Raw genomic sequence first — 17,311 nt, 5'->3', positions numbered from 1 at the left:
GGCGTTGACTCGGAGTGGGATGCTGCAGTGAGGGTAGTGCGGCCAATGTCACATTCTCGCCTTACTTGTCCGTACAGAGTGGCAATCCGGGTTGAATGTGGCCGCATTGGCCGGTGGGGACTGAACGGGGCAGGAAAGCAAGTCGTCTACGGGGGAAAGTAGGCATCTTCCGACCGCGGAAGTGCGCAGACCGACCGAAAGATGTTCGAGGCGAGGCACACCATGGACGCTCCGACCACCACGTCGGCCGACAACGGCACTTCCGGAGGCAATGGCGGGGGCGGCTGGTTCACGCCGCGCAAGGAACCACTGCCGTCCGACGGGGAGAGGGAGCCCGCCGACGGCCGCCGTCTGGCAGCGATGCGCCCGGTCGGCCGACCCGCCGCGGGTCGGGGAACGACACAGCAGGAACGAATATCCTCCGCCGTGGAAGCAGAGCCGACTTCCCAGCAGGCCGCGCCCACTGAGGCCCCACGCCCCGAGCCGGAGCCCGCCCACACATCCGCTCGGCCGTTGTCAGGTCCGGCCGGGCCCGACCACGGCTCTGCGCAGTCCGATGCCGGCCCGGAGCAGTCCGTGTTCGGGCGGGGGCGGACGGATCCCGGACGTGAGCAGTTCGGCCCCGGCCCCCAGCCGCCGGTACCCGCCCAGGAGCAGCGCCTTGCCGAGCCTCGGGTCCCGGTCCAGGAGCAGCGGTTCCACGAGCCTCCTGCGCCCTTCGACGGGCCTCGGTTGCCTGAACCTCCCGCTCCCTTTGACAGGCCGCGGTCGCCCGAGCCCGCCGAGCCTTTTCAGAAGCCGCGGTCGCCCGAGCCTCCCGTCTCCCGTCAGGCGCCCCCAGTGCCCGAGGCGGGACCGTCCGGCCCGGAGCCGCGGTTGCCCGCCCAGAGGTCCGCCCCCACTCCGCAGCCGTCTCCGGACGCCGTGCTCATCCGCCGGACGATGGCCGAGGTCGGCCCCGTCGCCGACAAGGTCACTTCTTACTTCTACGCACTCCTCTTCGTGCGCCACCCGGATCTACGGCCGCTGTTCCCCGCGGCGATGGACACCCAGCGAGACCGACTGCTCAAGGCGCTGCTGACCGCCGCCGAACACATCGACAACACCCCGGTTCTCGTCGACTACCTGCAGAACCTCGGCCGTGGCCACCGCAAGTACGGCACCCGGCCCGAGCACTACCCGGCCGTCGGTGAGTGCCTCATCGGCTCGCTCAGCCGGTTCGCCTCGGCGATCTGGGACGCCGAGACCGAGGCGGCCTGGGTGCGTGCGTACACGACGATCTCCCAGGTGATGATCGACGCGGCGGCCGCGGACGAGTTGCGCGCCCCGGCCTGGTGGTACGCCGAAGTCGTCGCGCACGACCTCAGGACACCGGACATCGCCGTCATCACGGTCCGCCCCGACCAGCCGTACCCCTTCCTCGCCGGGCAGTACACGAGCCTGGAGACACCGTGGTGGCCGCGTATATGGCGGCACTACTCCTTCGCCTCGGCGCCCCGGTCCGACGGACTGCTGTCGTTCCATGTGAAGGCGGTCCCGGCGGGCTGGGTTTCCAACGCGCTGGTGCACCGTGCCCGTCCCGGCGACATCATCCGGCTCGGCCCTCCGGCCGGATCGATGACCGTCGACCACACCACCGACAGCGGACTGCTCTGCCTCGGCGGCGGCACCGGCATCGCGCCCATCAAAGCGCTGGTCGAGGACGTCGCCGAGCACGGGGAGCGGCGGCCGGTCGAGGTCTTCTACGGTGCCCGCACCGATCACGACCTGTACGACATCGACACGATGCTCCGGCTGCAGCAGAGCCACCCATGGCTTGCCGTACGCCCGGTCGTCGACCAGCGGGCGCATCTCCATCTGCCCGACGCCGTACGCGAGTACGGCCCGTGGAACGAGTACGACGCCTACCTCTCGGGGCCACCCGGCATGATCCGCAGCGGGGTGGACGCTCTGAGAGCAGCGGGCATCCCGTCGGACCGCATACGCCACGACTCGGTCGAGGAACTCGTCGCGGCAGGGGACTGACCGGGCCCATTCGGCAGACGGGGCCACGACCCCGGCCCGAAGAGCCTCAGCCCAGGTCCGGTGCGTGCATCGCCCGTACGCCTTCGATGTTCCCGTCGAGATAGTGCCGCAGGGACAGCGGTACGAGGTGGACGGAGGCGATGCCGACCCGGGTGAACGGCACCCGCACGATCTCGTACTCGCCGCAGGGCTCGTCCACCTCGGGGCCGTGCCGCTGGGACGGATCCATGGACTCCAGACGGCAGACGAAGAAGTGCTGCACTTTCACGCCGGTCGCGCCGCCGTCATCACCGATGTGCTCGACGGTGTCGACGAAGCAGGGCACCACATCGGTGATCTTGGCACCGAGTTCCTCGTGCACCTCACGATGGAGTGCGTCGACGACAGTCGTGTCTTCCGGTTCGACCCCGCCACCCGGTGTCAGCCAGTAGGGATCGACGCCGGGTTTGCTGCGCTTGATCAAGATCAGGTCGTTGCCATCGAGCAGGATGGCGCGGGCGGTGCGCTTGACCACGGGTCGGACGGTCATGGGAGAAATGTGGCCCGGCTGGTTCCACGTGAAACATCGCGGAGCCCCGAGGCGCTCAGGAAGGGCTCAGAAAGCCCCCTGGGAGGCTCAGGGAGCCCGGGGAGGCTCGGGGGGCATCAGGACCAGTCGGCCGCGGCGTGGAGCAGCCAGTCGTGCGCCCGTGCGATGTGCGGCATGGCCAGCGTGCCGGTGCGGACCACCAGGAAGTACGTACGCAGTGGAGGCACCGCCGGGTCGAGAAGCGCGACCACGTCACCCCGTTCCAGGGCTCCGGCGCACAGATACCGGGGCAGCACCGCGAGGCCCGCGCCCGTGGCGGCGCAGGCGAGCACGGCGCGCAGATCGGGGACGACGACGGTGCCCGAAGCGGCCGGGTGGGAGTCGAAGACGGATGCCCAGTAGCGGGCGACGAGCGGCAGCGACTCGTGCACTTCGACCACGGGGAAGTTCTCCAGGGCCGGCGAGCCCTTTCGGCGGAGCTTTCCTGCACCTATACGGGCGGCCCAGCGCGGGGCGGCGACCAGCACGTGCTCCTCGTCGCAGAGCGGAGTCGCGGTGAGCAGGGTGCCACGGGGACGGGCCGTGGTGATGGCCAGATCATGATGTCCGGCGGCGAGCCCTTCCAGTGTCTCCTCGGCGTTGCCGAAGGAGGCGCGCAGCGCGAAACCCTGGCCGTCCTCGCCCGTGAGCTCCGTGAGCGCGGGCAGCGCCCGCTCGGCGGTGAACTCCGGTGGCCCGGCCAGATGCAGGGTGCGCAGTGACGAGTCCTCGTCGAGTCCGATCTCGGCGATCTCCACCAGGGCGTCGAGATGCGGCGCGGCCTTGTGGGCGAGCTCGTCACCGATCGTCGTGGGGGTCACCCCACGGGCCTGGCGAAGAAAGAGCGGCCGTCCCAACTGCCGCTCCAACGTGCGGATCTGTGAGGTGACGGCAGGCTGTGAGAGACCGAGCAGCGCGGCGGCGCGAGTGAAGGAACCGGCCCGGTGCACGGTCACAAATGTGCGCAGCAGGGCCAAATCCATGGTGCCCCTCCCCTCCCAGCACCCCCGACCGAGCCCCAACTATAAATAAGTCGATAGGTCTCTGTCGCTACTGTGATTGGACACTGACACAGAGTCAACTAGCCTTGTTCGCGCGGTTCTTCGCGCACAGAACCGGGACGGTCCGAGCCACGAGGGGGGAGGCTCGGACCGTCCGTTGTATGTAGCGAGGTACTAAGCGGACAGCCTGGATGCATGCCGCAGGATGCTCTCTGGTCGTTCCGGCAGGGGTCACTCCGCGGATTCGTCGAGCGCGCGCAGTATGTCCGCCACCAGGTCCTCGGGGTCCTCGGCGCCGGCCGAGAAACGGATGAAGCCCTCCGGCACCGCGTCGCCGCCCCACCGGCCGCGCCGCTCGGCGGTGGACCGCACGCCGCCGAAACTCGTCGCGTCGTCCACCAGACGCAGCGCCTCGAGGAAACGGTCGGCACGCGCGCGCGTGGGCAGTGTGAAGGACACCACGCATCCGAAGCGCCGCATCTGCTGCGAGGCGATCTTGTGCGAGGGATCGTCGGGCAGTCCCGGATAGCGCAGCCCGGTCACCTCGGGCCGACCGCGCAGCGCCTCGGCGATCACCAGGGCGTTGGCGTTCTGTCGGTCGGCACGCAGCTGGAGCGTGGCGAGGGAGCGATGGGCCAGCCAGGCCTCCATGGGCCCGGGGATCGCTCCGACGATCTTCCGCCAGCGCCGCACGGGCGCCATCAGGTCGGCGTCGAGCGCGGTGACGTATCCAAGGAGGATGTCGCCGTGTCCGGTGAGCATCTTGGTGCCGCTGGCGACCGAGAAGTCGGCACCCAGCTCCAGCGGGCGCTGCCCGAGCGGGGTCGCCAGGGTGTTGTCGACCGCGACGAGGGTGCCCTGCGCGTGGGCCGCCGCGACGAGGCGTCGTACGTCGCAGACGTCGAGCCCCGGGTTCGACGGGGTCTCGATCCACAGCAGCTTCGCGCCGTCGAGCACCTCGAGCTGGGCGTCGCCGCCGGTCGGGGCGGTGCGTACCTCGATGCCGTACGCGGTGAGCTGCTCGCGCACCAGTGGCAGCACCTGGTAGCCGTCGACGGGCAGGACCACCACGTCTCCGGCCTTCAGCTGGGAGAAGAGCACCGCCGAGACGGCGGCCATCCCGGAGGGGAAGGCGAGCGTCGTGACACCGTCCTGCCCGGGTGCCTCCAACTCGCCGATGGCACGCTCCAGGAGCGTCCAGGTCGGGTTCTCGTCACGACCGTAGGTGTACGGACCGGTCGGATCGCCCGGCAGATGGAAGTGCGCGGCGAAGACCGGGCCCGGAAGGGTCGGCTCGTATTTGACGGGGTCGGGCAGCCCCGCCCGTACCGCTCGCGTGCCGTCGCCGCTTCCCGTGACGAAATCCCCTGACGTCATGCTGCCCGTCCCTCCAGTTCTTGCTGTACAGCGGCGAGCAGTCCGGGGCTCGCCGCCTTCACCATCTCAAGACATTCCTCGAAGCCGTCCATGGGTCCGTAATACGGATCGGGAACGTCCAGGTCGTCGCCCGCGTCGGGGTCGTACGACCGCAGCAGCCGGACCTTCGCCGCGTCCTCGGGAGTGGGCGCGAGCCGGCGCAGGGCCTTGAGGTGGCCGGAGTCGAGGGCGATCACAAGGTCGAGGTGGGAGAACCACGAGGCGTGGAACTGGCGGGCCGCATGGCCGCTCTCGCAGCCGGCCGCCTCCAGGACGGCGACGGTGCGTGAGTCCGCACCGTCGCCCTCGTGCCAGCCGCCCGTGCCCGCGCTGTCGACCTCTACCAGGCCGTCGAGTCCGGCCTCTTCTATGCGGGCACGGAAGACGGACTCGGCCATCGGCGAGCGGCAGATGTTGCCGGTACAGACGAAACAGACGCGATAGGACATCGGACGCTCTCAGTCCTCGCCGTCGGGCAGCACGACATTGAGCGCCCAGGACACGACCGAGATGATCAGGCCGCCCACCACGGCGGTCCAGAAGCCCTCCACATGGAAACTGAGGTCGAGCTTGCCGGCCAGCCACGAGGTGAGCAGCAGCATCAGGGCGTTGACCACGAGGGTGATCAGGCCGAGCGTCAGAATGAAGAGCGGGAAGGTCAGCACCTTCACCACCGGCTTGACCAGGAAGTTCACCAGACCGAAGACCAGGGCGACCACCAGCAGCGTGCCGACCTTCTTGCCGGTGCTGGTCCCTGTCAGGGTGATCTTGTCGAGCAGCCACACCGCGACGGCCAGGGCCCCCGCGTTGGCGATCGTCTTGACTACGAAATTCTTCATGTGTCTGATCGTGGCAGAAGAGATCGACTGGCGAGCAAGGCTGTGGACACAGCTTTCGGAGCACGGGAGCGGACGAGGGCGATGAAGGCATTCCGGCTGGACGAACTGGAGGCGGAACGGGCCGCCAACGACGGTGCTTACCTGCAGTTTCTGCGCGAACGGAACATGTCGGTCGGCCTGTACGCGCTCGACGCGGGTGCGCCCGACCCGCAGAAGCCGCACCAGCAGGACGAGGTGTACTTCGTCGTGAGTGGCCGCGCTTCGATCACGGTCGGCCTGGAGACCACCCAGGTCGCGCGTGGCAGCGTCGTCTACGTACCCGCGGGGGTCGCCCACAAGTTCCACCACATCACCGAGGACCTGCGGGTTCTGGTGGTGTTCTCTCCGCCCGAGAGCTGACGGGGGCCTCAGGGTTCCCTAGGGGGACGGTCAGGGGAGGACAAGGGGTGCGGGGCCCCCGTCGGCCCCTTCGCGGCCCTAGCATCGAATGCAGGACATCACAGAACCCGGAATCAGAGTCCCGGACTTGGGGCCACGGGCGTAGAGAGGCTAAGGACAAGGGCGATGCGAGAGATCTTCGGCGGGATGCCGTGGTGGGTGAAGTGGATCGCGGTGCCGGTCATCGCTCTGGTCGTGTTCGGCACGGTGATAGTCAGCGTGCTCAGTGTGTTGATCGGCCTGCTTTTCAAGGTCCTGATCTTCGTCGCCCTCGTCGGCGGATTGATCTACGTAGTACGGAAGTTCATGTCGAGTTCGTCGTCACGCAGCGACTGGTGAGACACAACCGGGTGAGTAACGGGTAACGGGCAGGTCAGGAAAGGGAACTCAAGGTTCCCTCGGCCGAGGGAAGTTTCCGGCGAGGCCGTCTGCATGCGGTGATGGGCGGTTACAGTCCGGAACTCGACGCGGGGACGACCCCCGCGAGCAGCGCACAGCCCCCTCCCGTGTTTCCCCGCACGGGCGGTTCCCCTCGCGCTTCGGGAGTGCCCCTTGGCCACGGTTGACACCGCACCCGCACAATCACCCGCCCCACCCCTGCAGCGGTCCAGCGCTTCCGCGGGGACACGTCTTCCGCCCGCCCAACCGCGCACCTCACCTGCCGAGGCGCGCACCCCCCTGGCGGATGCGCGCACTCCTCCCCTGGAAGCCGTGTCGTCGGAGCCGCATCCCACGACGCTGATCGGCTCCGTGCAGCGGGCGATGCGTCTCCTGGAGGCCGTTGCCGCGCGCCAGCACGGCGCCCCGGCGAAGCAGCTCGCCCGGGAGGCCGGGCTCGCGCTGCCGACGGCGTACCACCTGCTGCGGACCCTGGTCCACGAGGGCTATCTGTGCCGTGACAAGGGGCTGTTCTTCCTCGGTGAGGCCGCCGAGCGGTTGGGCAGTAGCGGAGCGCAGCAGAAACGTCGCAGCACGGTGAGCGAGACGCTCGCCCAGTGGCGCGATTCGATCGGTGCGCCCGTGTACTACGCGGTCTACCGTGACGGCGAGATCGAGGTCATGTGCGTCGCCGACACCCCAGGGAATCCGGCGGTGGAGGAGTGGGCGGACTTCCGGGAGACCGGACACGCCCATGCGATCGGCCAGTGTCTGCTGTCCCAGCTCGACGAGAAGGCCCGCCGGGATCATCTCGACCGCTACCCCGTGCAGTCGATCACTCCCTATACGGTGCGTGACAACGTCAGTCTGCTGCGGCGGCTGGAGCGGACGGGGCGGATGGAACCCGTCATCGAGCGCCAGGAGTACGCGCTGGGCACGGTCTGTGCGGCCCTTCCCATCACGGTCGGTACAACTGCCGCCGCAATGGCCTTTTCTCTCCCTCTTCACCAGGCCGATCGACTGCTGCCCGCGGCGCGGCAATTGCAAGGTGAGATCGGCAGGCTACTGGGGACACTCGCGATCTCTATCAGTATCTGAAAACTCACTCCTTGTGATCTCTTGTGCACGTTGAGCAATATTTCAGCAGAGTCAGGGGGATGATTCCTGGCCGGTCGACGGCAAAACGACGGGGTAGGCGATGCGCGAGTCGGTACAGGCAGAGGTCATGATGAGCTTCCTCGTTTCGGAGGAGCTCTCTTTCCGCATTCCGGTGGAGCTGCGATACGAGACCTGTGATCCCTACGCCGTGCGGCTGACCTTCCACTTGCCCGGCGACGCGCCCGTGACCTGGGCGTTCGGGCGGGAGTTGCTGATCGACGGCGTGGGACGGCCGTGCGGTGACGGGGATGTGCACATCGCGCCCGCCGACCCGGAGGCGTTCGGTGAGGTGCTGATCCGGCTCCAGGTGGGTGGCGACCACGCGCTGTTCCGGTCCGGGGCGGCGCCGCTCGTGGCTTTCCTCGACCGCACGGACAAGCTGGTGCCGCTGGGGCAGGAGCGTTCCCTCGCGGACTTCGACGCCCACCTCGACGAGGCGCTGGACCGCATCCTGGCGGAGGAGCAGAGCGCGGGCTGAAGCTCCCAGCACCCCCCAAGTGGAGTGCGCTTCCTCACCGGTGACGCGGGCGTGGGGAGGCTTCAGTGCTTGCGGCGACGGCCCTTCCCGCCGCGTGCCGGCGCCCTGCTCTCGACAGGCTCCGTGGCGGCGGCCGGGACTGCCGGGCGGTCCGCGGAGACCACCAGGGCGGCCAGCAGCGTGGTCACCGGCACCGAGGCGACCAGGCCGATCGAGCCGACCAGGGTGCGCACGATCTCTTCGGCGACCAGTTCGCTGTTGGCGACCGTGCCCACACTGCTCTGCGCGATCGAGAAGAGCAGCAGCAGGGGAAGCGCGGCACCCGCGTACGCCAGGACGAGCGTGTTGACGACCGATGCGATGTGGTCACGGCCGATCCGGATGCCCGCGCGGTACAGATCGCGCCAGCCCATCGTCGGGCTGGCCTCGTGCAGCTCCCAGACCGCCGAGGTCTGCGTCACCGTCACATCGTCGAGCACACCGAGCGAACCGATGATGACGCCCGCGAGCAGCAGACCGCTCATGTCGATGGACGGATACAGGCCGTGGATCAGACCGGTGTTGTCGTCCGTGTTGCCGGTCAGTGCCGCCCAGCCGATGAACTCCGAGCCGAGGATGCCGATCAGCACCAGAGAGAGCAGGGTGCCGAGCACCGCCACCGACGTACGGGCCGAGAGGCCGTGGCACATGTAGAGCGCGATCAGCATGATGGCGCTCGCCCCGACCACGGCCACGACCAGCGGATTCGAGCCCTGCAGGATCGCCGGCAGGATGAAGAAGGTCAGGATCACGAAGCTGATGGCCAGTGCGACCAGCGCCATGACACCGCGCATCCGGCCCACCACCACGACGGCCAGCGCGAAGATCCCGGCGAGCAGCGCCATCGGGAACTTCCGGTTCACATCGGTGACCGAGTACTGCAGATCCCTGGGCGCGGAGGGCTCGTACGCGGCCACGACCTTCTCGCCCTCGTGCAACTGCCGTGACTGGTCAGGCTGGATGATCTCCGTGAACGTACGGCCCTTGTCCTTGCCGGTGTCGATCCGGATCGTCGCCTTTTTGCAGTCGCCCGTCGCCTGTTGCTGCGCGGAGGAGCCCTCGGCGGTGGACGTGTCGCCGGTCGGGGTCTCCCCCGACGCGTTCACGGACTTGCAGCTGACCTTGTCGACCTTGGTGACCGTGGCCTGCTGGGTCTGCCGGTCGAAGCCGACGCCGGTGCGCTCGTGGGAAGGGGCGCCACCGGGCCAGAGCACCGCGAGACCCACGACGACCGCGGCGGCGAAGGGGATCAGAATGGCCGCGATGACCTTGCGCAGATGCTTGGAGACGGGCGTGGCGGGCCCATGGCTGTGACTGTGCGAGTGCCCAGATCCGTGCCCGTCCCCAGACCCGTGCCCGTCCCCACGGCCGTGCCCGTTCCCCGGCCCAGGTCCATTCCCGGACCCAGACCCAGACCCATGTCCGTGTCGGTCCCCGGGGCCGTGCCCGTGTCCCTCACCCGGTCCGTGCCCATGCCCGCCTCCTGGACCGGGGCCGGGGCCACCGCCCGGTCCGTGTCCGCGGCCGTCTCCGGAGCCAGGTCCATAGCCGTCTCCGGGACCGCGTCGGCGCGGCGGCTCGGACGGCGGGAACGGGGGCTGCTGCGTTGTGGTCACCGACCGATCATCGCAAGAACGGCGAGGGCCCTCTGTTCACCGCGCCAGATATGACGCTAGCGTGGAGTCACCTTTGCACACGCGGGAGCTCGGAGCACCGGGCTGAGAGGGCGCTGACCTCCGTCTTAGCGATGTTTCACGTGGAACGAGTGATGTTTCACAAGGGACGTCGGCAGACGGAATCCGCTGCGTCGACCGCCGAACCTGTTACCGGGTAATGCCGGCGTAGGGAGTAGGTCTCATGACCAACAAGGACGTACGCACGCCTGCCTCCAGCCAGACGGGCGGGGCGCCTGCCACGCCTGAGGGCGAACAGCCGCGGGAGGCCGGGAAGTCCATCGGCTGGCACAAGGGATACGTCGGGGGTTCGCGCCCCGATCTGCGGGTGCCGGTCCGTCAAGTGCACCTCACCAACGGGCAGTCCGTCACGCTGTACGACACCTCCGGCCCGTACACCGATCCGGTCGTCGACACCGACGTACGCAGGGGCCTCGCGCCACTGCGCGAGAACTGGATCATCGCCCGCGGTGACACCGAGGAGTACGCGGGCCGTCCCGTCCGTCCCGAGGACGACGGAATCAAGCACACCTCGCCGCGCGGGGGCCTGCGCAACCTCGACGCGGTCTTCCCGGGGCGGCCGCGCCAGCCGCGTCGAGGTCGTCCCGGAGAGGCGGTCACGCAGCTCGCGTACGCCCGGCGGGGCGAGATCACGCCCGAGATGGAGTTCGTGGCGGTCCGCGAGAACGTCGACCCCGAGGTCGTACGCGAGGAGATCGCCGCCGGTCGCGCGGTGCTGCCCGCGAACGTCAACCACCCGGAGATCGAGCCGATGATCATCGGCAAGCGGTTCCTGGTGAAGGTCAACGCCAACATCGGCAACTCCGCCGTCACCTCCTCCATCGAGGAGGAGGTCGAGAAGATGACCTGGGCGACCCGCTGGGGCGCGGACACGGTCATGGATCTGTCCACCGGTCGCAATATCCACACCACGCGGGAATGGGTCCTGCGCAACTCCCCCGTCCCCATCGGCACGGTGCCGCTCTACCAGGCTCTGGAGAAGGTGGACGGCCGCGCCGAGGAGCTGACCTGGGAGATCTACAAGGACACGGTCATCGAGCAGGCCGAGCAGGGCGTGGACTACATGACGGTCCACGCGGGCGTGCGGCTGCCGTACGTGCCGCTCACCGCGAACCGCAAGACCGGCATCGTCTCGCGCGGCGGCTCGATCATGGCGGCCTGGTGCCTCGCGCACCACAAGGAATCGTTCCTCTACGAGAACTTCGAGGAACTCTGCGAGATCCTCGCGGCGTACGACGTCACATACTCGCTCGGTGACGGGCTGCGGCCCGGGTCGATCGCGGACGCCAACGACGCAGCTCAGTTCGCGGAGTTGAGGACGCTCGGGGAACTCAACACGATCGCGAAGCGTTTTCATGTACAGACGATGATCGAGGGCCCGGGACATGTCCCGATGCACAAGATCAAGGAGAACATCGACCTTCAGCAGGAGATCTGTGATGAAGCTCCGTTCTATACGCTCGGCCCACTGACGACGGACGTCGCGCCGGCGTACGACCACATCACCTCCGGCATCGGTGCCGCGATGATCGCCTGGTGGGGCACGGCCATGCTCTGCTATGTCACGCCCAAGGAGCACTTGGGCCTGCCCAATCGTGACGACGTCAAGACCGGCGTCATCACCTACAAGATCGCCGCCCACGCAGCCGACCTCGCCAAGGGGCACCCAGGTGCGCAGGAATGGGACGACGCGCTGTCCGACGCCCGCTTCGAGTTCCGGTGGGAGGATCAGTTCAACCTGGCCCTCGACCCGGACACGGCACGGGAGTTCCACGACGAGACCCTGCCGGCCGAACCCGCCAAGACGGCGCACTTCTGCTCCATGTGCGGCCCGAAGTTCTGCTCGATGAAGATCAGCCAGAGCATCACAGAGCAGTTCGGCGGTACGGCGGCCGCGGGGGCGTCGGCTGAAGAGGTCGCCGAGGGGATGCTGCAGAAGTCGAAGGAGTTCGCGGCCAGCGGGAACCGGGTGTACCTGCCGCTCGCGGACTGAGCCGCACGCACGCACGCGCAGTCGTGCCCGGAGCCGTTCGCGGCGTACATCAGGCGCAACGAACGGCTCCCGGGCCGGGTTCTCTCGGCAGACTGGGCCCATGACATCGACATCCATGAGCAAGGGCGCCAACCTTCCCGTCGCCGCCGGGGCGGTGCGGGCCGTGCTCGGCTGGAGAGGAGGGGCCGGTGCGCCGGACGCGGATGCCTCGGCGCTGCTGCTCGGCCCGGGCGGACGCGTGCGGGACGACGGGGACTTCGTCTTCTACAACCAGCCGCAGCACGCCTCCGGCGCTGTACGACATCTCGGGAAGCAGCGGGACGGCGCTGCCACGACGGATACCGTCGAGGTGGACCTGCGTGCCCTGGAACCGGAGATCGAGCGGGTCGTCCTGTGCGCCTCGGCCGATGGCGGCACCTTCGGCGGGCTGTCCGGACTGACGCTGCGGCTGCTCGATGCCGGGACCCAGCAGGAGATCGCGCGCTTCGAGATGGAGGCCACGACGGAGACTGCGTTCATCGGAGGCGAGCTGTATCTGCGGGGAGGTCAGTGGAAGTTCCGGGCGGTCGGACAGGGCTATGCGTCCGGGCTGGCCGGTCTCGCCACCGACTTCGGTATCAGCGTGGAGTCCGACGGGGCCGGTGCGTCCGGGCCGGAGCCGGCGGTTTCGCCCGGAGGCACACCGGCGGTCTCGCCCGCGCTCCCGCCGACGGGCTCGCGGACGGCCGCTTCCACCGCTGCGGGCGCCCCGTCGGTACCCCCGGTACCTCCGGTACCCCCAGTGTCCCCGGCTTCCTCCCCGCGTCTCAGCAAGGGCGAGGAACGGTTGCCCGTGGACATGCGCAAGCGGCTCTCGTTGCGCAAGGAGCAGGTGGCGGTCAGCCTGCGCAAGCACGGTGCGGAGGGGGCCACGGCGCGCGTCGTGTTGATCCTCGACGCCTCCGGTTCCATGTCGCTCCTGTACTCGAAGGGCGTCGTGGCCGACGTGGTGGAGCGGATGGCCGCGGTGGCGGCGCAGCTGGATGACGACGGGGTGATGCAGGCGTGGACGTTCGCCTCCCATGCCGCCCGACTGCCGGACCTGAGTCTGGGCGAGCTGCCCGAGTGGCTGGAGCTCCATGTCCGGGTCGGTGAGCTGAGCCTGTTCCGGCGGAGCAACAAGCCGCGGAAGGGCCTGCTGCCGGGGCAGGTGGACATGCGGTCGGTCGGTATCCAGAACGAGGAGCAGAAGGCGATCGCCGAGGTGCGTACGTATGTACGAGAGCATCCGGCTGTCGATCCCACGCTGGTGTTGTTCTTCTCCGACGGAGGTGTCTATCGGAACAAGGCGATCGAGCAGGAGCTGAGGGCCGCGGTGGAGGAGCCGATCTTCTGGCAGTTCGTGGGCCTGGGGCGGTCGAACTACGGCGTGCTGGAGCGGTTCGACACGCTGCCAGGTCGGCGCGTCGACAACGTGGGGTTCTTCGCGGTGGACGACATCAGCGGCGTACCGGACCCGGAGTTGTACGACCGGCTGCTCTCCCAGTTCCCGGCCTGGATGACGGCGGCCCGGGGGCTCGGCATCATCTGACGGGGCGCACCGGGACCGTACGAGCGGGACGAGCGGGCGCCGGTGAAGGGGCGGGCAGCGGCAAAAGGGCCCGCGCCGTATCGGCGCAGGCCCCTCGTTCCCGTCACCCCGGTGTCGGCCCGTCGGGTGTCACTCCGGCTGGTGCTCGGGCCCCCCGAAGTCCGGGCTGGTGAAGTCCGGGCTGGTGAAGCTCGGGCGCGGGCCGGCCGCGGGTCCGCCGTCGGGGCTGCTGAACCCCGGCCGGTCGTAGCCGAGGTGCGGCATGCGGCCGGTGGTCGGTGTCGGTGACGGACGGGTCAGTGCCGCCGAGCCCGGATCGGCGAGGGCCTCCCGGAGGAACGGCATGATGCCGCGCTCCAGCAGGGCCTCGCGCCAGGCTTCCCTGGCCCGGGCCACCTCCGCGTTGAGCTCGCCGGGCGCTCCGGCCTGGAGCGAGGACGAGCCGTTGCGCAGAGCGGTGAGCAGCAGCCCGACCGCGGCGACCAGGATCGCGGCCGCCGTGACCGCGCCGAAGACCCACCCGGTGGTCAGCAGGGTCTGGGCGAACGCCAGCTCGGGGGTGAGGACCTTCAGGATGAATCCCACGAGCAGGAAGATCGCCGCGGCTGTTCCGGCGAGGACGGGCGCGAGCACCGCGACGACGGCGATCGCGCCGGCTCCGGCGGTCTCGGTGACCTCGCCCATGGTGGCGGCGAGCCCCATCGCGGTCGCGCCGGGCTCCGCGGAGCCGGCGCCTTCGCTCACGGTTGGGGTGGACGGCGCCGGGCGGCGCAGTTCCTCGCGGACCTTCACGTAGTGCGCGTACTCGGTCGCCGCGGCCGCCGTGATGAGTGCGGTGGCGTTGAGCGCCATGGTGCGCAGCTGTTCGGCATTGAGTCGCTGGCCGACAGCGGCGAGTTCCGGGCGGTGTGGGGCGGAGCGCAGCGCCTCATCGAGGATCCGCTCGTATTCCTGGCGGTCCTCGCTCAGCAGGTGCTGCGGAACGCTGTTCATGTGCATCCCCCGATGCTCCGTAGGGCTGGTGGCTCGCACGCTGACGAGCCGTCGGGCAGAAACGGAGGGGAGCCTGCTACGGATAAGCCGATGGTAGAGCGGTGACGGCACGCCGTGACAGGGGGTTTCCAGAAATTGCCCCCTGGCCAGCGCTGTCCTTCGTGGGGGACGCCTGCCCGAAGAACCCTCAGCTATCCAGGGGCAGTTGCTGGACCAGCAGTTTTCCGGCCATGGTCACTCCGCCGTCCATCGCGATGGCCAGTCCGTCGGCGTAAAGATGCGGTCCCTCGACCACGGGGCCCGCGGCGTCCTCGCCCTCCTCCGAGCCGACCTCGCCCAGGAGGTACGGGATGGGGCTGTGGCCATGGACGACACGGGTGCCACCGTAGGTGTCCAGCAGGGACAGCGCCGCCTCGGCGCCGCCTTCGTCGCGGAAGGCGAAGCGTCTGGTGAACTTCCGGAAGAGGTCCCAGCACTCGTCCGCGTCGTTGCGCGTGAGGGTTTCGCGGATGGTGTCGTTGACCGCCTCGATCGAGTCGCCGTAGTCGAGGTAGGCGGTGGTGTCGGAGTGCACGAGGAGGTGCCCGTCGACCTGCTCCATGGCGTCCAGGCGGGCCATCCACTGCAGGTGGTGGTCCTGGAGGCGGTCCATGTCGGTCTTCTGGCCGCCGTTGAGCAGCCACGCGGCCTGGAAGGTGGCGGTACCCGCGCCGGAGTTGACGGGGGTGTCGCCGAACCGCTTGGCGCCGAGCAGCAGCAGCTCGTGGTTGCCCATGAGCGCCTTGCAGTAGCCGCCGACCGCGGCCGCCTCGGCGGACAGCCGCATCACGAGGTCGATCACGCCGATGCCGTCGGGGCCGCGGTCGGTGAAGTCGCCGAGGAACCACAGGCGCGCGGTCCCGGCGGACCAGTTGCCCGCGGCGTCGAGGAGGCCCTGCTCCTGGAGCGCGGCGACCAGCTGGTCGAGGTAGCCGTGCACGTCGCCCACGACGTACAGCGGACCTGGCCCGTCGGCGGGCTGGGGGGCCGCCACGGCGGCGGGGTCCATGACGACCTGCACCGTGTCGCCCCGGTTGATGACGGGCAGGTCGCGCCGGGTGGGCGTGTAACCCTCGGGCTCCTCGCCGACTCCGGCCGCCTCGCCGGGAGCTGCGCTCGGCGGGTACGGACCGGTCTCGTGGATGTACGCGGGCACCCGGAAGTCGCGCAACGTCTCCGTCCGCACCGCCTCGGGTCCCTGACCGGCCCCCTGAGTCATCGACCCCTCCACCACCATCGCGCCGCATCTGCACCGGATCGGACTGCCTGGTCGCAGCGGCCCGCGGTGTCGTGGGCCCATCATAGGAATGCGGATCGCGCCATGTGATGACCCAGGGGTGGTGAATCGGAGCAGGAGCCCTGTTCGCCACGGTTTTCGCCCGAATTGGGCGGGGCTTTCCCTGGTGGATGCCCCGCCGCCGACATGACGGACGTCAACCTCAGCGTACGCCGGGCCACTCCTCCCCGGGCGACCCGGACTACCCCTTCTCGGGTGACCGGGGTGGGCTGACCGTCGTACGGGGTGGACGCCGCTCGGAGGAGGTGCGCACGATCAGCTCCGTCGGTATGACCTGTTCGACGGGTTGGTCGGTTTCCGCTCCCTCGATGGCGTCGATGAGGAGCTGGACGACGGCGGTGCCGATGCGGCGAGGTTTGAGCGAGAGGGTGGTGATGGGCGGCTCGGTGCTGGCGTAGACGGTGGACTCGCTGCAGCAGACCAGCAGCAGGTCGTCCGGGACGCGCAGTCCGTAGCGCCGGGCCGCGGCCAGTAGATCGGTGCCGTTGGGGTCGAAGAGGCCGTAGACCGCGTCGGGGCGGTCGGGCCGGGCCAGCAGCCGGTCCGCGGCGACGGCGCCCGCACACGGGTCGTGGGCCGGGTAGGCCTCGTACACCGGATCCTGTCCGACCCGCTCGCACCAGTGCAGATACGCGGTGGTGGAGAGGTGGGTATAGGTGTCGGTGGAGGTGCCGGTGAGGAGGCCGATGCGGCGGGCGCCGGCGTCGGCGAGGTGGTCGAGGATGTCCAGGACGGCGGCTTCGTGGTCGTTGTCGACCCAGGCGGTGACGGGCAGGGTGCCGGCGGGGCGGCCGTCGGAGACGACGGGTAAGCCCTGACGGACGAGTTCGCTGACCACGGGGTCCTGGTCGGAGGGGTCGATGACGACGGTTCCGTCGAGGGCGACGTTGGACCAGACGTCGTGGCGTGAGGTGGCGGGGAGGATGACCAGGGCGTAGCCGCGGGCAAGTGCGGCGGAGGTGGCGGCTCTGGCCATCTCGGCGAAGTAGGCGAATTCGGTGAAGGTGAAAGGTTCATCCCCGTAGGTGGTCACGGTCAGGCCGATGAGGCCGGACTTGCCGGTACGGAGGGTGCGGGCGGCGGCCGACGGGCGGTAGCCCAGCCGGTCGGCGACTTCGCGGACGTGGCGTCGGGTGGCGTCCGGGAGCCGGCCCTTGCCGTTGAGGGCGTCGGAGACGGTTGTGATGGAGACGCCTGCGGCCGCGGCGACGTCTCTGATTCCGGCCCGGCCCGGTCGACCGCCTCGGCGGGTAGTCTCCGCCCGGCTCACCTGGTGCTTCCCTGCTGCTGTCATGGCGAGCCGATAGTAGGGCTCATGCGGTGGGGTAGTGCGGACGCATATGCACGCGTTGACAGGCACGTTTCTGCATGATCAACGCGGCTCT

Annotated in this window: 16 protein-coding genes and 1 riboswitch; of the genes, 7 read left to right on the top strand and 9 right to left on the bottom strand. The window is 69.2% G+C overall.

Features of this window, described 5'->3' with window-relative positions:
• Positions 1–222: 222 nt before the first annotated feature.
• Complete coding sequence (locus KVT44_RS29145; RefSeq protein WP_217569808.1) at positions 223–2,025, top strand: globin domain-containing protein; 1,803 nt, start codon at positions 223–225, stop codon at positions 2,023–2,025.
• A 46-nt stretch (positions 2,026–2,071) separates the two neighbouring features.
• Here KVT44_RS29145 and KVT44_RS29140 read toward each other — a convergent pair whose 3' ends face one another.
• From KVT44_RS29140 to KVT44_RS29120, 5 genes are all read right to left on the bottom strand, one after another.
• Positions 2,072–2,554, bottom strand: coding sequence for an NUDIX domain-containing protein (locus KVT44_RS29140; RefSeq protein WP_217569807.1), 483 nt, complete (start codon positions 2,552–2,554; stop codon positions 2,072–2,074).
• Between the two features lie 116 nt (positions 2,555–2,670).
• The gene (locus KVT44_RS29135) at positions 2,671–3,576 is read right to left on the bottom strand and encodes a LysR family transcriptional regulator (protein ID WP_217569806.1); all 906 of its coding nucleotides are present in this window, start codon (positions 3,574–3,576) and stop codon (positions 2,671–2,673) included.
• Between the two features lie 249 nt (positions 3,577–3,825).
• Complete coding sequence (locus tag KVT44_RS29130) at positions 3,826–4,971, bottom strand: cystathionine gamma-lyase (RefSeq protein WP_217569805.1); 1,146 nt, start codon at positions 4,969–4,971, stop codon at positions 3,826–3,828.
• Positions 4,968–5,459, bottom strand: a complete 492-nt coding sequence (locus KVT44_RS29125) for a low molecular weight protein-tyrosine-phosphatase (protein ID WP_190174115.1) — start codon at positions 5,457–5,459, stop codon at positions 4,968–4,970. The genes KVT44_RS29130 and KVT44_RS29125 overlap by 4 nt, the downstream gene beginning before the upstream one ends.
• Before the next feature lie 9 nt (positions 5,460–5,468).
• A complete protein-coding gene (locus KVT44_RS29120; protein WP_054236467.1) occupies positions 5,469–5,849 on the bottom strand; it encodes a phage holin family protein in 381 nt (126 codons plus the stop codon).
• 81 nt (positions 5,850–5,930) lie between these two features.
• On the opposite strand from KVT44_RS29120, the gene KVT44_RS29115 reads away from it, so the two are divergent.
• The 4 genes from KVT44_RS29115 to KVT44_RS29100 all read left to right on the top strand — a co-directional run bounded on the left by KVT44_RS29115 (position 5,931) and on the right by KVT44_RS29100 (position 8,301).
• Entirely contained in the window at positions 5,931–6,248 is a 318-nt protein-coding gene (locus KVT44_RS29115; protein WP_095853716.1) for a cupin domain-containing protein, read from the top strand.
• A 165-nt stretch (positions 6,249–6,413) separates the two neighbouring features.
• On the top strand, positions 6,414–6,626 hold the full coding sequence (locus KVT44_RS29110) for a DUF5326 family protein (protein ID WP_054236469.1): 213 nt from the start codon (positions 6,414–6,416) through the stop codon (positions 6,624–6,626).
• A 372-nt stretch (positions 6,627–6,998) separates the two neighbouring features.
• Positions 6,999–7,763 (top strand): IclR family transcriptional regulator, encoded by a 765-nt coding sequence (locus KVT44_RS29105; RefSeq protein WP_268256101.1) that lies wholly within the window; start codon positions 6,999–7,001, stop codon positions 7,761–7,763.
• A gap of 100 nt (positions 7,764–7,863) precedes the next feature.
• On the top strand, positions 7,864–8,301 hold the full coding sequence (locus KVT44_RS29100; protein WP_067376783.1) for an SsgA family sporulation/cell division regulator: 438 nt from the start codon (positions 7,864–7,866) through the stop codon (positions 8,299–8,301).
• Between the two features lie 62 nt (positions 8,302–8,363).
• Here KVT44_RS29100 and KVT44_RS29095 read toward each other — a convergent pair whose 3' ends face one another.
• Positions 8,364–9,956, bottom strand: a complete 1,593-nt coding sequence (locus tag KVT44_RS29095; RefSeq protein WP_217569804.1) for a YibE/F family protein — start codon at positions 9,954–9,956, stop codon at positions 8,364–8,366.
• A gap of 71 nt (positions 9,957–10,027) precedes the next feature.
• Positions 10,028–10,205, top strand: a riboswitch (TPP riboswitch).
• Here KVT44_RS29095 and thiC point away from each other — a divergent pair.
• Positions 10,198–12,027: a phosphomethylpyrimidine synthase ThiC gene (gene thiC, locus KVT44_RS29090; protein WP_099921740.1), complete on the top strand. Its 1,830-nt coding sequence runs from the start codon at positions 10,198–10,200 to the stop codon at positions 12,025–12,027. It overlaps the preceding riboswitch by 8 nt.
• A 100-nt stretch (positions 12,028–12,127) precedes the next feature.
• Positions 12,128–13,597 (top strand): VWA domain-containing protein, encoded by a 1,470-nt coding sequence (locus KVT44_RS29085; protein ID WP_217569803.1) that lies wholly within the window; start codon positions 12,128–12,130, stop codon positions 13,595–13,597.
• Positions 13,598–13,726: 129 nt separating this feature from the next.
• On the opposite strand, the gene KVT44_RS29080 is transcribed toward KVT44_RS29085, so the two are convergent.
• The 3 genes from KVT44_RS29080 to KVT44_RS29070 form a co-directional block, all read right to left on the bottom strand.
• A complete protein-coding gene (locus KVT44_RS29080) occupies positions 13,727–14,596 on the bottom strand; it encodes a hypothetical protein (RefSeq protein ID WP_217569801.1) in 870 nt (289 codons plus the stop codon).
• 181 nt (positions 14,597–14,777) lie between these two features.
• Complete coding sequence (locus tag KVT44_RS29075) at positions 14,778–15,848, bottom strand: metallophosphoesterase (protein ID WP_099921743.1); 1,071 nt, start codon at positions 15,846–15,848, stop codon at positions 14,778–14,780.
• A gap of 259 nt (positions 15,849–16,107) precedes the next feature.
• Positions 16,108–17,220: a LacI family DNA-binding transcriptional regulator gene (locus tag KVT44_RS29070; RefSeq protein WP_067376804.1), complete on the bottom strand. Its 1,113-nt coding sequence runs from the start codon at positions 17,218–17,220 to the stop codon at positions 16,108–16,110.
• Positions 17,221–17,311: the final 91 nt, after the last annotated feature.

It is taken from the genome of Streptomyces sp. GbtcB7, assembly GCF_019091445.1.
Taxonomy (GTDB): Bacteria; Actinomycetota; Actinomycetes; order Streptomycetales; family Streptomycetaceae; genus Streptomyces; species Streptomyces mirabilis.
This window is presented reverse-complemented; position numbering and strand designations above follow the sequence as displayed.